This is a genomic window from Streptomyces bacillaris (genome assembly GCF_003268675.1).
In the GTDB taxonomy this organism is placed as follows: Bacteria; Actinomycetota; Actinomycetes; order Streptomycetales; family Streptomycetaceae; genus Streptomyces; species Streptomyces bacillaris.
In genome coordinates this window covers 6,146,996-6,159,678 of record NZ_CP029378.1, presented here as the reverse complement: position 1 = coordinate 6,159,678, position 12,683 = coordinate 6,146,996, and the positions used below count along the sequence as shown (strand labels likewise).

The following is a 12,683-nucleotide window of genomic DNA, read 5'->3' as shown; positions in this document are numbered from 1 at the left end:
GGCCGGAACTGGATCATCGGCGTGGCGAATCGGGAAAGAGCTGGAAAAGGGCTCGGGGCGGGCGGCGGGAAGGGGCTCACCGCGGATACCGCTACGCACGGTAATGATCCAACATGCACGGTTTGTGTGGCCATGTGAGTCTGACAACGGTCCTGGCCCCCCAGGATTCCCCACAGGAGGCATTCACCATGGCCAAGAACAAGAACCGCAAGCAGGGCAGCCAGCACGATCGCGCGTCCGCCTCGGAGCGCAGTGCAGAGCAGGCGAAGTCGACGGCGTACGAGTCGCAGACCCAGCCGCAGACGCAGGCCCAGGGCAGCCCGTCCGACGTGGCGCGCAAGCACCAGCGGCGCTTCGGTCACAACTGAAGTGCGCATATGACGCGCATGTAGACGCGCGCCACTGACGCGTCGGCCGCTCGCGGTCGTGAAACGAGAGGGGCGTCCCGCCGGTGCGGGACGCCCCTCTCGTCGTTACGCGACGGACGCGGCTCAGCCGGCCAGGCAGGACGGGCCGAGCAGTACCTTCAGGTCACCGAAGAGGGCCGGGTCGGGCTTGACCCGGTGGCGGTCGAGCCGGAGCACGGTGGTCTTGCGGGGGCCCTGGAGCTTGATGCGCACCTCGGTGTCGCCCCGGTGGTGGCTGAGCACCTCCCCGAGCCGGGTGACCATGGGCGGGGTGATCTTCACCGTGGGGATGGTGAGGACGACCGGTGCGTTGGTCCCGGCGTTGGAGACGTCGGGAACCTGCATCTCCATGGCGACCAGCCGGGGCACGTCCTCGCGCTTGTCGAGCCGTCCCTTGACGAAGACGACGGTGTCCTCGACGAGCTGGGTGGAGACCAGCTGGTAGGTGGCGGGGAAGAACATGCACTCGATGGAGCCCGCCAGGTCCTCCACGGTGGCGATGGCCCAGGCGTTGCCCTGCTTGGTCATCTTGCGCTGGAGGCCGGAGATGATGCCGCCGACGGTGACGACCGAGCCGTCGGAGTAGTCCCCGCCGGTGAGCTGGGAGATCGAGGCGTCGGCCTTGTCGGAGAGGACGTGCTCCAGACCGAAGAGCGGGTGGTCGGAGACGTACAGGCCGAGCATCTCCCGCTCCTGGGCGAGCAGGTAGGACTTCTCCCACTCGATGTCGGAGAACTCCACGTCGAGCCCGAAGCCCGGCTCGTCGCTCGTCTCCTCGCCCATCCCGCCGAAGAGGTCGAACTGTCCCTCGGCCTCCTTGCGCTTGACCTGCACCACGTTGTCGATCATCTGCTCGTGGTGGGCGACGAGCCCCTTGCGGGTGTGGCCCATCTCGTCGAAGGCGCCGGCCTTGATCAGCGATTCGACGGTCCGCTTGTTGCAGACGATCGCCTCGACCTTGTCCAGGAAGTCGGGGAAGGAGCTGTACTTCCCCTTGGCCTTGCGGCAGCGGATGATCGAGTCCACGACGTTCTGGCCGACGTTGCGGACGGCGGTCAGGCCGAAGAGGATCACGTCGTCGCCCTGGGCCGCGAAGTTGGAGAGCGACTCGTTGACGTTGGGCGGGAGCACCTTGATGCCCATGCGGCGGCACTCGTTGAGGTAGACCGCGGACTTGTCCTTGTCGTCCTTGACCGAGGTCAGCAGGGCTGCCATGTACTCGGCGGGGTAGTTCGCCTTGAGGTAGGCGGTCCAGTAGGTGACCAGGCCGTACGCCGAGGAGTGCGCCTTGTTGAACGCGTACCCGGCGAACGGCACCAGGACGTCCCAGAGCGCCTTGATAGCCTCGTCGGAGAAGCCCTTCTCGCGGGCGCCCTTCTCGAAGAGGACGAAGTTCTTCGCCAGCTCCTCGGGCTTCTTCTTGCCCATCACGCGGCGGAGGATGTCGGCCTCGCCGAGCGAGTACCCGGCGACGATCTGGGCGGCCTTCTGGACCTGCTCCTGGTAGACGATCAGGCCGTAGGTGAGGCCGAGGACCTCCTTGAGGGGCTCCTCCAGCTCCGGGTGGATCGGGGTGATCTCCTGGCGGCCGTTCTTGCGCTCCGCGTAGTTCGTGTGCGAGTTCATGCCCATCGGGCCCGGCCGGTAGAGGGCCGAGACGGCGGAGATGTCCTCGAAGTTGTCGGGCTGCATCTGGCGGAGCAGGGAGCGCATCGGCCCGCCGTCGAACTGGAAGACGCCGAGCGTGTCACCGCGGCAGAGCAGTTCGTACGTCTTGGGGTCGTCCAGCGGGAGGGAGAGCATCTCCAGGTCGATGCCCTTGTTGGACTTCACCATCTTGATGGCGTCGTCCATGATCGTCAGGTTGCGCAGGCCGAGGAAGTCCATCTTCAGCAGGCCGAGCGACTCGCACTGCGGGTAGTCCCACTGCGTGATGGTGACGCCGTCGGTGTGCCGGACCCAGACCGGGGCGTGGTCGACGATCGGTTCGCTGGACATGATGACGCCGGCGGCGTGCACGCCCATCTGCCGGACCAGGCCCTCGACGCCCCTCGCGGTGTCGATGACCTTCTTGACGTCCGGCTCGTTCTCGTACATCCCCCGGATCTCGCCCGCCTCGCTGTAGCGCGGGTGCTTGGGGTTGGTGATGCCGTCGAGGTCGATGCCCTTGCCGAGGACGTCGGCGGGCATCGCCTTGGTGAGGCGGTCGCCCATGGCGTACGGGTAGCCCAGCACACGGGCCGAGTCCTTGATGGCGTTCTTCGCCTTGATCTTGCCGTACGTGCCGATCATGGCGACCTTGTCGGCGCCGTACTTCTCGGTCACGTACCGGATCACCTCGACGCGCCGGCGCTCGTCGAAGTCGATGTCGACATCGGGCATGGAGACGCGCTCGGGGTTGAGGAACCGCTCGAAGATCAGCCCGTGCTCGATCGGGTCGAGGTCGGTGATGCCCATCGCGTACGCCACGATCGAGCCGGCCGCCGAACCACGGCCGGGTCCCACCGCGATGCCGTTGTTCTTGGCCCACATGATGAAGTCGGCGACGACCAGGAAGTACCCCGGGAACCCCATCTGGATGATGATGTCCATCTCGTACTCGACCTGCTTCTGCCGGTCCTCGGGGACGCCGTTCGGGAAACGGCGCTTCATCCCGTTGCGGACCTCCTCCTGGAACCAGGTGACCTCCGTGAAGCCGTCCGGGATGTCGAACTTCGGCATGAGGTTCTTCGCCTCGAACATGCCGGTGGTGTCGATCTGCTGGGCGACCAGGAGGGTGTTGGCACACCCCTCCTGCCAGGCGTCGGAGGAGTCGACGGCGTACATCTCGTCCGTCGTCTTCAGGTAGTAGCCGGTGCCGTCGAAGCGGAAGCGGTCCGGGTCGGAGAGGTTCTTGCCGGTCTGGATGCAGAGCAGGGCGTCGTGGGCGGTGGCCTCGTGCGCGTATGTGTAGTGGGAGTCGTTGGTGACCAGCGGCGGGATGTTGAGCTTCTTGCCGATCTCCAGCAGCCCGTCACGGACCCGGCGCTCGATCTCGATGCCGTGGTCCATCAGCTCCAGGAAGTACTTGCCCTCGCCGAAGATGTCCTTGTAGTCGGAGGCCGCCTGGACCGCCTCGTCGAACTGGCCGAGCCGCAGCCGGGTCTGGACCTCGCCGGAGGGGCAGCCGGTGGAGGCGATGAGCCCCTCGGACCACTGGGCGATGGTCTCCTTGTCCATACGGGGCCACTTCTGGAGCCAGCCCTCGGCGTACGCGTCCGAGGAGAGCCGGAAGAGGTTGTGCAGCCCGGTCTTGTTCGCCGCCCAGATCGTCTTGTGGGTGTAACCACCGGAACCGGACACGTCGTCGCGCTTCTGGTGCGGCTGTCCCCACTGCACCTTGCGCTTGTGCTTGCGCGACTCGGGGGCGACGTACGCCTCGATGCCGATGATCGGCGTGACGTCGGCCTTCTTGGCCGAGTGGAAGAAGTCGTAGGCCCCGTGCAGGTTGCCGTGGTCGGTCATCGCGATGTGCGTCATGCCCATCTCGTTGCACGCCTCGAACATGTCCTTGAGCCGCGCCGCACCGTCCAGCAGCGAGTACTGGGTGTGCACGTGCAGGTGCGTGAAGGGCGGCTTGGTCACGGCGTCGGGCCTCCGGGAAGTCGGGCGATGACGGACGGGGGGACAGCGTGGAAGTCTACGACGTGACGGAGTCGAGCGGCGGGCACTCCCGGCTCTCCCCGAGCGTTGGAGAGGGCAGGACAGGTGTCCGTTTTGTCATGCACTCAGTCACGCGGACCGGGTTCCCGGGCAGGCACGCCAACAACAGCAGGAGGCAGCAAGCGATGTCGGAAACGCAGACCGGCGCAGCGCAGCGCGGGGAGCAGATTCTCGCCGTTCTCGACACCGCCTTCGGGGAGCTGCTGGCCGCCGATCCGGCCGCCTTCCGGGTCAAGTTCCGCAAGATGGCGGGCTCGGCCTTCGCCTTCTACCGGGGCTCGGCCTGCCTCTTCTACACCGACCTGGAGCGCGAGCAGCGCGGCGGCCCGTATCTGGACGAGCGCACGGGCCGGGTCTGGATCCACGGCGATCTCCACGCGGAGAATTTCGGCACCTACATGGACGCCAACGGCCGCCTCGTCTTCAACGTCAACGATTTCGACGAGGCGTACGTGGGCCCCTTCACCTGGGACCTGAAGCGGTTCGCCGCCTCCGTGGCGCTGATCGGGTACGCCAAGGCGCTGAGCGACGAGCAGATCACCGACCTGGTCCGGATCTTCGCCGCGGCCTACCGGGAGCGGATCCACGCGCTGGCGACGGGCGCGAAGAACGACGAGGTGCCGCCCTTCACGCTGGACACGGCCCAGGGCCCGCTGCTGGACGCGCTGCGGGCCGCCCGCTCGCTGACCCGGTTCTCGCTGCTGGACTCGATGACGGTGATCCGGGACTTCGAGCGCCGGTTCGCGGACGGCGGCGGCGCGATCGACCTGGACGCCGCCACGCGCTACAAGGTGCTGGCCGCCTTCGACGGCTATCTGGAGACACTGCCGGAGTCGAGCCTGGCCCGCCCCGACTCCTACCGGGTCAAGGACGTGGTGGGCCGCCGGGGCATCGGCATCGGATCGGCCGGGCTGCCCTCGTACAACATCCTCCTGGAGGGCAACAGCGACGCCCTGGAGAACGATGTGGTGATCTACCTCAAGCAGGCGCAGACCCCGGCGGTCTCCCGGCACATCACGGACGCCGCCGTGCGGGACTACTTCCAGCACGAGGGGCACCGCACGGTGATCTCGCAGCGCGCGCTCCAGGCCCACGCGGACCCGTGGCTGGGCTGGACCGAGCTGGACGGCGCGGGCCAGCTGGTCGCGGAGGTCTCGCCGTACGCGGTCGATCTGGACTGGTCGGAGATCGACGAGGTGGAGGAGATCGCGGCGGTCGTGGCGGACCTGGGCCGGGCCACGGCCTCGATGCACGCGGCGGCGGACGACGAGAGCGGCCACTCGCTGGTGCCGTTCTCCACGGAGCGGGCGATCGACGCGGCCATCGCGGCCGACGAGGAGGGGTTCGGGGAGCTGCTGGTCGACTTCGCCCACGGCTACGGGGCGCGGGCCCGCGCGGACCACCAGATCTTCGTGGACCTCTTCCGCAACGGCCGGATCCCGGGGCTGTGACGTCCGGTGGCTGTGACGCCCGGGGGCTGTCACATCCCGGGGTGTGATCATCCCCGGGATGTGACTCTCAGCGCCTTTTAAGACCCGCTTACCTCACCACATGACACACTTTCCGGCGATGGACATTTCAGGGACGCAGTTCAGGGTGGCGCGCGCGGCGCTTTTCGCCGCGCTCGTCGTCACCCTGTCCACGGCATCCCATGTGCTGCTCTCGGGGTCCCGCTGCCGCTGGTCGCGGTCGGGCTGCTCGGGGTCGCCGTCTTCGCCCTGGCGTACGCGCTGGCCGGCCGGGAGCGCGGCTTCGGCGCGATCGCGGGGCTGCTCGTCCCGCTGGAGCTGGCGGCCGACACGTTCTTCACCGCCGGCCAGCACCTCTGTTACGGGGCGGCCGGCGGGCCCATCGCGGGCCCGCTGCGCTCGGTGGGCTTCGACGTGCTCTGCGGGGGCGGCGAGGTCGGGGCGACCGGGGCCAGGCTCGCGGGCGTCGGCGCGGTGGGCACCCCGCTCGCCGGGGTGACCGGTGCGGGCGACCGGGCCGCCGCCCTGCTGGCGCAGCCCGGACCCGCCGTGCCGTGGCTGCTGCTCGCCGCCCATGTGGCCGTCGGGCTGCTCGCCGCCGTCTGGCTGCGGCGCGGCGAGGCGGCGCTGGCGGGGCTGCTGCGCGCGGCGGCCCTGGTGGCGTTCCGCCCGCTGCTCACCGCGGTCGCCGTGGTGCGCGGGGCGGTCAGGACCGCCTCCCTGCTCCCCCGGGCGACCGGGCGCGTGCACGCGCTCTCCCCGGCCCGCTTCCTCGTGCACTCCGTGGGCCGGAGGGGCCCGCCGCTCACCGCGTACGCCGCCGCCTGAGGGCAGGACGGCCGACGCCGGGCAGCACCCTTCCACTCCCCACGTACGCATGGAGACATCATCATGAGCAAGCGCAACACCCAGGCGAACAAGGCAGCGGCCCGTGAGCGGCTGCGCGCCGAGCGCGAGGCCCAGGCCAAGAAGGACAAGACGCGCAAGCAGCTCGTCGTGGCCGTCTCGGTGGTCGCGGCCATCGCCGTCGTCGGCGGCATCAGCTACGGCGTGATGCAGCTGAACAAGCCGTCCGCCTGGGAGGCCGCCGCCGACGCGAAGAACGTCAGCGCGCCGAAGAACACCTCCGGCGAGAACGGCACCGAGGTCGTGATCGGCAAGGCCGACGCCAAGAAGACCCTGGAGCTGTACGAGGACTCCCGCTGCCCGGTCTGCGCCACGTTCGAGCAGGGCGTCGGCGAGACGATCTCGAAGGACGTCGAGGCGGGCAAGTACAAGGTCAAGTACGTCGGCGCGACCTTCATCGACAACACCGACAACGGTGAGGGCTCCAAGAACGCCCTGAGCGCGCTCGGCGCCGCGCTGAACGTGAGCCCCGAGGCGTTCATGGAGTACAAGGCCGCGCTGTACTCGGCGGAGTTCCACCCCGAGGAGCGCGACGACAAGTTCGCCAAGGACAGCTACCTGATCGAGGTCGCGGACTCGGTGGACGCGCTGAAGGGCAACAAGGCCTTCCAGAAGGACGTCGAGGACGGCACGTACGACGCCTGGGCGATGAAGATGTCCGGGGCGTTCGACAAGAGCGGGGTGCAGGGCACGCCGACGCTGAAGATGGACGGCAAGAAGGTCACCAGCGAGGGCAGCGACAACGCCCCGATGACGGCGACCGACTTCACGGCGGCGGTGGACAAGGCCCTGAAGGGCTGACACCTCTCCCGGGCGACCGGGCGCTCCGGCAACCGGGCGCTCCGGCAACCGGGCGCTCCGGCAGCCGGACGGGTTCCCCGCAGCCCGGCGGTCCCTAGCGGCCGAGCGGACCCCGACCGGACCCGACCGGCGGGCCACCTCCCGGCGACGGCTTCCCGACGGGCGGGCGAACTTCCTCTGTTCGCCCGCCCGTTCGCCGTACGCGCCCGTAAGGTGATGCGCCGTGACCAGTCGACACATACCCTCGCCGAGCCGCCGTACCGTCGTCCGGGCCGCCGCGGCGACCGCGGCGGCCGTCCCCGTGCTCGCCACCGCGACCACCGCCCCCGCCGCCTCCGCGACCGCAGCCTGGCAGAACTCCGCCGCCCGGACCCCCGCCCCGGCCTTCCTCCACGGCGTCGCCTCCGGTGACCCGCTGCCCGACGGGGTGCTGCTGTGGACCCGGGTCACCCCCGAGCCCGGCGCGGAGCCCGGTTCGGGGCGCGGGGCCGAGACCCCGGTGCGCTGGGAGGTGGCGGAGGACCGGGAGTTCACCGCGATAGCCGCAAGCGGTACGACGCTCGCCGCCGCCTCCTCCGACCACACCGTGAAGGCCGACGTCCGCGGACTGCGCCCGGCGACGACGTACTACTACCGCTTCACGGCGAGCGGCCCGGACACCGAGGGCGGCGAGGTCCGCTCCCCCACCGGCCGCACCCGCACCGCGCCCGCCGTCGGGGCGAACGTGGCGGGGGTGCGCTTCGGGGTGGTGTCCTGCGCCAACTGGGAGGCGGGCTGGTTCTCTGCGTACCGCCATCTCGCTGCCCGCGGCGACCTGGACGCGGTGGTGCACCTGGGCGACTACCTGTACGAGTACGGGATCGGCGAGTACCCCACCCAGGGCGCGGCCCTGCGGGAGCACCGCCCCGCCCACGAGATCCTGGACCTGGCCGACTACCGCACCCGGCACGGCAACTACAAGACCGACGCCGATCTCCAGGCGCTGCACGCCGCCCACCCGATGATCGCGATCTGGGACGACCACGAGGTGGCCAACGACGCCTGGTCGGGCGGGGCGCAGAACCACACCCCGGGCACGGAGGGCGACTGGGCGGAGCGGGTGGCGGCGGCCAAGCGGGCGTACTTCGAGTGGATGCCGGTCCGCGCCTCCACCGAGGGGACGGTCTACCGGAGGCTCCGGTTCGGGCGGCTGGCCGATCTGCACCTGCTGGACCTGCGGAGCTTCCGTTCCCGGCAGGCGTCCATCGGCAGCGGTGCGGTGGACGACCCGGAGCGGACGATCACCGGCCGGGCGCAGCTGGACTGGCTGAAGGCGGGGCTCGCCGGGTCGGACGCGGTGTGGAAGCTGGTCGGTACGTCGGTGATGATCTCCCCGGTCGCCTTCGGGGCGCTCCCCGCCCATCTGCTCCAGCCGCTGGCCGGGCTGCTGGGGCTGCCGAAGGAGGGGCTCGCGGTCAACGTCGACCAGTGGGACGGGTACACCGACGACCGCCGGGAGCTGATCGCGCATCTGCGGGAGCACGGGATCACCGACACGGTCTTCCTGACCGGTGACATCCACATGGCCTGGGCCAACGAGGTGCCGGTGCGGGCGGCGACGTACCCGCTGTCGCCCTCGGCGGCGACGGAGTTCGTGGTCACGTCGGTGACCTCGGACAACCTGGACGACATCCTGCGGGTCGCGCCGCAGACCGTCTCGCTGGTCGCCGCGACGGCCGTCCGGACCGCCAACCGCCATGTGAAGTGGGTTGACATGGACTCGCACGGCTACGGCGTCCTGGACGTCACCGCCGAGCGCGCGCAGATGGACTACTACGTGCTCTCCGACAAGAAGGCCAAGGACGCGGCCGCCTCCTGGGCGCGCTCCTACCGGACCCGGCGCGGGACCCAGAAGGTGGAGCGGGCGGACCGCCCGGTCCGCTGAAGAAGCCCTAGAGGGTGGCCAGGAAGCCGAGCGCGACCTTCCAGGTCTGCTCGGCGGCCGCCTGGTCGTAGTCGTGGAGATCGGGGTCGGTGAAGAGGTGGCCGGCCCCGGGGTAGCGGTAGATCTCCACGTCCGCGCCGGTGCGCTGCATCTGGAGGTACCAGCTGTTGAGCCAGTCGTGGGACTCGAAGGGGTCCGGGTCCGCCACGTGCAGCTGGACCGGCAGCTCCTCCACCGTCGCGTTCTCCGCGATGTCCGAGGTGCCGTGGAAGAGCAGCAGCCCGCGCGCCTTCGCGTCCCCGAGCGCCAGGGTCTGCGCGGTGGCCGCGCCGAGGGAGAACCCGGCGTAGACGAGCCCCTGGTCGGAGTAGGGCGCGGCGGCCAGCACGGCCCGCCTGAGCAGCTCCTCCTTGCCGACCTCCTCCTTGAAGGCCATGCCCTCCTCCACCGTGTCGAAGGTGTGCCCCTCGAACAGATCGGGCACGCGCACCTCGTGGCCGGCGTCCCTCAGACGGGCGGCCGCGGCGTGCACGGCGGGCGTGAGCCCGTAGGTCGAGTGGAAAAGCATGATGTTCATGAGGCCCATGGTGCCAGTTGTGCCCCAAGGCTTGGAGGATCGAAGCGATGGAGAACGTGCTGCGCCCGCTGATCGTCGTCGGCGGTGCCGTGGTGATCACGCTGCTGGTCGGCTGGGCGGTCGACCGGCTGCTGCGCCGGGCCGACAGCCGCCACCACGAGACCCCGCTCTGGGGGCTGCTGCGGCGCTGCCGGCCACCGTTGCAGGTGGTGCTCATCACGGCGCTGCTGCGCGGCAGCTACCGCCAGTCGGGGATCGCCTGGGTGTGGGAGCACCGGGTCGGGATCGGCCAGGCGCTCTCGCTGGTGCTGATCGGTGCCACGGCGTGGCTGGTGGTCCGGGTGGCCGCGACGGTCGTCGAGTCCAGCTACGCGCGGTACGCCACGTCGACCCGCGATCCGGCCCGGGTGCGCCGGGTCCGTACGCAGGTGACGCTGATCCAGCGGGTGGTGATAGCGGTGGTGACGGTCGTCGCCATCGCCGCGATGCTGCTGACGCTCCCGCCGATGCGCGCGGTCGGCACGTCGATGCTGGCCTCGGCCGGTGTGGTCGGCATCGTCGCCGGTGTGGCCGCGCAGTCGACGCTCGGCAACCTCTTCGCGGGGCTCCAGATCGCCTTCGGGGACATGGTCCGCATCGGTGACACCGTGGTGGTGGACGGCGAGTGGGGCACAGTCGACGAGATCACGCTGACGTTCCTGGCGGTACGGACGTGGGACGAGCGGCGGATCACGATGCCGGTCTCGTACTTCACGAGCAAGCCGTTCGAGAACTGGTCGCGCGGCGGGGTCCAGATGACCGGCACGGTCTTCTTCCATCTGGACCACGCGGCTCCGGTGGCCGCGATGCGCAAGAAGCTGCGGGACATCCTCGGTGACATCGCCGCTTGGGACGGCCGCGACTGGTCCCTCGCGGTCACCGACACGACCCCGACCACGATCCAGGTGCGGGCGGTGGTGACGGCGAAGGACGCGGACGACATCTGGACCGTACGGTGTGCGGTGCGCGAGCAGCTGGTGGGCTGGCTGCGGGACCACCACCCGTACGCGCTGCCGCGGGTGGCCACCTCCCCGGGCGCGCTCCCGCCGGGCGAGCAGTGGGCGGAGCTGACGGGCGCGGGCCCCCGGCCCTCCCGCAACGGCACCGGCCCCGACCGCGGTGTGGAGGACTCCAAGGCACCGCGGACGGGGCGCGGCTGAGAGGGCGTACGCCCGCGGGCGCGGAAGCGGGGCGCGGCTCCGAGCCCGTACGCCCCAGGCCCCGCGCCCCCTCCCCGTACGCCCCCGGGCTCAGCGCAGCGAGCGGAAGTCCAGCTGGCGCAGCACCCGGTCGACGATCTCCGGGTCGGAGCCGGGTTCGTTGCGGGCGGAGAGCACCTCGTGGCGGGCGGCCGACATCATCTCGCGCTGGATGCGGCTGACCGCCTTGAACCGCTCGGCGCGCTGGGCGTACGCCTCGCGCCGCTCCTCGTCGACGATCTGCGGGTTGATCCGGGCCCCGATGTCGTACGCGGCCTTCTGCAGCCGCTCCACGACCTCGTCCGGGAACTCCTCGATCTCCTGGATCTCCTTGAGCCGGTGCTTGGCGGCCTTGGCGGCGCGCAGGGCGAGGTCCTGTTCCAGGGCCTCCTCGGCGGCGGCGTCGGCGCGCACCCGGAGCTTGCGGACCAGCCAGGGCAGGGTGAGCCCCTGGAAGACGAGGGTGACCATGATCACGCAGAAGGCGATGAAGACGATCTCGTCGCGGCCGGGGAAGGGCTGTCCGTCGTCGGTCTCCAGCGGGATGGCGAGCGCCAGCGCGACGGAGGCCACCCCGCGCATCCCGGCCCACCACATGACGACGGTCTCCCGCCAGCCGGTCGGGATCTCCTCGCTGACGTCCCGCCGGGTGTGCAGCTGCTTGGCGAGCCAGGTGGCGGGGAGCAGCCAGGCCAGCCGGACGCCGACGACGACCGCGACGATCACGAGCCCCCAGCCGAGCATCTGCGACTCCCGCCCGCCGGAGGTGCCGAAGACGTTGTGCAGCTCCAGGCCGATCAGTCCGAAGGCCACGCCGGTGACCAGGGTGTCGACGATCTCCCAGAAGGTCCGTCCGGTGAGCCGACCCAGCACGTCGTCGGCGTCGGCGGTGTGCTCGGCGAGGTAGAGCGCGACGGTCAGGACGGCGAGCACGCCGGAGCCCATCAGCTCCTCCGCCAGGACGTAGGCGACGAAGGGCACGAGGAGGCTCAGCCCGACCTGGAGGGTGGCGTCACCGAGCATCCCCATGAGCTTGATGGTGAGCCAGCCGAGCGCGAGGCCGACGGCGATGGCGACCACGGCGGAGAGGATCAGCAGCCCGAACGCCTCGGGCACCGAGAAGGTGCCGCTCACCGCCGCCGCGATGGCCACGTGGTAGAGCACGATGGCCGTGACGTCGTTGAAGAGCCCCTCGCCCTCCAGGATCGACACGAGCCGCCGGGGCAGTCCGACCGAGCCCGCGACGGCGGTCGCGGCGACCGGGTCGGGCGGGGCGACCAGCGCGCCCAGGGCGACGGCGGCGGCGATGGGCAGCCCGGGGACGATCGAGTTGGCGACGGCGGCGACGGCGGCCGTGGTGACGAAGACCAGGGCGACGGCCAGCAGGAAGATCGGCCGTTTGTTGGCGGCGAACTGGCGCCAGGAGGTGCGCTGCACCGAGGCGTAGAGCAGTGGCGGCAGCAGGGCCGGGAGGATGATCTCGGGCGGGATGTCGACGTTCGGCACGAAGGGCGCGAACGCCATCGCGACCCCGACGAGCGTCATCAGGACCGGCGCGGGCAACCCCAGCCGGGCGCCGAGCGGCACCGTGACCACGGCTCCAAGCAGCAGCAGGAGCAGCAGGGTCATCTGTTCCACGGGAGGTGCCTTCCGGAGCGT

General features: G+C 70.3%; 8 protein-coding genes and 1 pseudogene. 6 read left to right on the top strand and 3 right to left on the bottom strand.

The features are described from left to right. Nucleotides 1-188 precede the first annotated feature (188 nt). Nucleotides 189-368: a hypothetical protein gene (locus DJ476_RS26750; RefSeq protein ID WP_019764018.1), complete on the top strand. Its 180-nt coding sequence runs from the start codon at nt 189-191 to the stop codon at nt 366-368. A 123-nt stretch (nt 369-491) separates the two neighbouring features. Here DJ476_RS26750 and dnaE read toward each other — a convergent pair whose 3' ends face one another. After that, a complete protein-coding gene (gene dnaE, locus DJ476_RS26745; RefSeq protein WP_103421267.1) occupies nt 492-4,031 on the bottom strand; it encodes a DNA polymerase III subunit alpha in 3,540 nt (1,179 codons plus the stop codon). A gap of 203 nt (nt 4,032-4,234) precedes the next feature. Here dnaE and DJ476_RS26740 point away from each other — a divergent pair, with 203 nt between their 5' ends. The 4 genes and pseudogenes from DJ476_RS26740 to DJ476_RS26725 all read left to right on the top strand — a co-directional run bounded on the left by DJ476_RS26740 (nt 4,235) and on the right by DJ476_RS26725 (nt 9,209). Continuing rightward, nucleotides 4,235-5,560 (top strand): DUF2252 domain-containing protein, encoded by a 1,326-nt coding sequence (locus DJ476_RS26740; protein WP_112491741.1) that lies wholly within the window; start codon nt 4,235-4,237, stop codon nt 5,558-5,560. 118 nt (nt 5,561-5,678) lie between these two features. Further along, nucleotides 5,679-6,406: pseudogene (locus DJ476_RS26735) on the top strand (hypothetical protein). 63 nt (nt 6,407-6,469) lie between these two features. Continuing rightward, the gene (locus DJ476_RS26730) at nt 6,470-7,285 is read left to right on the top strand and encodes a DsbA family protein (RefSeq protein ID WP_070203185.1); all 816 of its coding nucleotides are present in this window, start codon (nt 6,470-6,472) and stop codon (nt 7,283-7,285) included. Between the two features lie 223 nt (nt 7,286-7,508). Then, nucleotides 7,509-9,209, top strand: a complete 1,701-nt coding sequence (locus DJ476_RS26725) for an alkaline phosphatase D family protein (protein ID WP_112491740.1) — start codon at nt 7,509-7,511, stop codon at nt 9,207-9,209. A 7-nt stretch (nt 9,210-9,216) separates the two neighbouring features. Here DJ476_RS26725 and DJ476_RS26720 read toward each other — a convergent pair whose 3' ends face one another. Further along, nucleotides 9,217-9,795 carry a dienelactone hydrolase family protein gene (locus tag DJ476_RS26720; protein ID WP_028415632.1) on the bottom strand — a complete coding sequence of 193 codons (579 nt, stop codon included), beginning with the start codon at nt 9,793-9,795 and terminating at the stop codon, nt 9,217-9,219. Nucleotides 9,796-9,833: 38 nt separating this feature from the next. Between DJ476_RS26720 and DJ476_RS26715 the strand changes: the two genes are divergently transcribed. Beyond that, nucleotides 9,834-10,985 (top strand): mechanosensitive ion channel family protein, encoded by a 1,152-nt coding sequence (locus DJ476_RS26715; protein WP_103421263.1) that lies wholly within the window; start codon nt 9,834-9,836, stop codon nt 10,983-10,985. Between the two features lie 90 nt (nt 10,986-11,075). Here the strand turns inward: DJ476_RS26715 and DJ476_RS26710 are convergent, their stop codons facing one another. Then, complete coding sequence (locus tag DJ476_RS26710; protein ID WP_103421262.1) at nt 11,076-12,662, bottom strand: Na+/H+ antiporter; 1,587 nt, start codon at nt 12,660-12,662, stop codon at nt 11,076-11,078. Between the last annotated feature and the right edge of the window lie 21 nt (nt 12,663-12,683).

What these genes read in the sequence shown, in the direction of transcription:
- DJ476_RS26715 (WP_103421263.1), top strand. Translation starts at nt 9,834, where the DNA reads ATGGAGAACGTGCTGCGCCCGCTGATCGTCGTCGGCGGTGCCGTGGTG.
- DJ476_RS26740 (WP_112491741.1), top strand. Translation starts at nt 4,235, where the DNA reads ATGTCGGAAACGCAGACCGGCGCAGCGCAGCGCGGGGAGCAGATTCTC.
- DJ476_RS26730 (WP_070203185.1), top strand. Translation starts at nt 6,470, where the DNA reads ATGAGCAAGCGCAACACCCAGGCGAACAAGGCAGCGGCCCGTGAGCGG.
- DJ476_RS26750 (WP_019764018.1), top strand. Translation starts at nt 189, where the DNA reads ATGGCCAAGAACAAGAACCGCAAGCAGGGCAGCCAGCACGATCGCGCG.
- DJ476_RS26720 (WP_028415632.1), bottom strand. Translation starts at nt 9,795, where the DNA reads ATGGGCCTCATGAACATCATGCTTTTCCACTCGACCTACGGGCTCACG.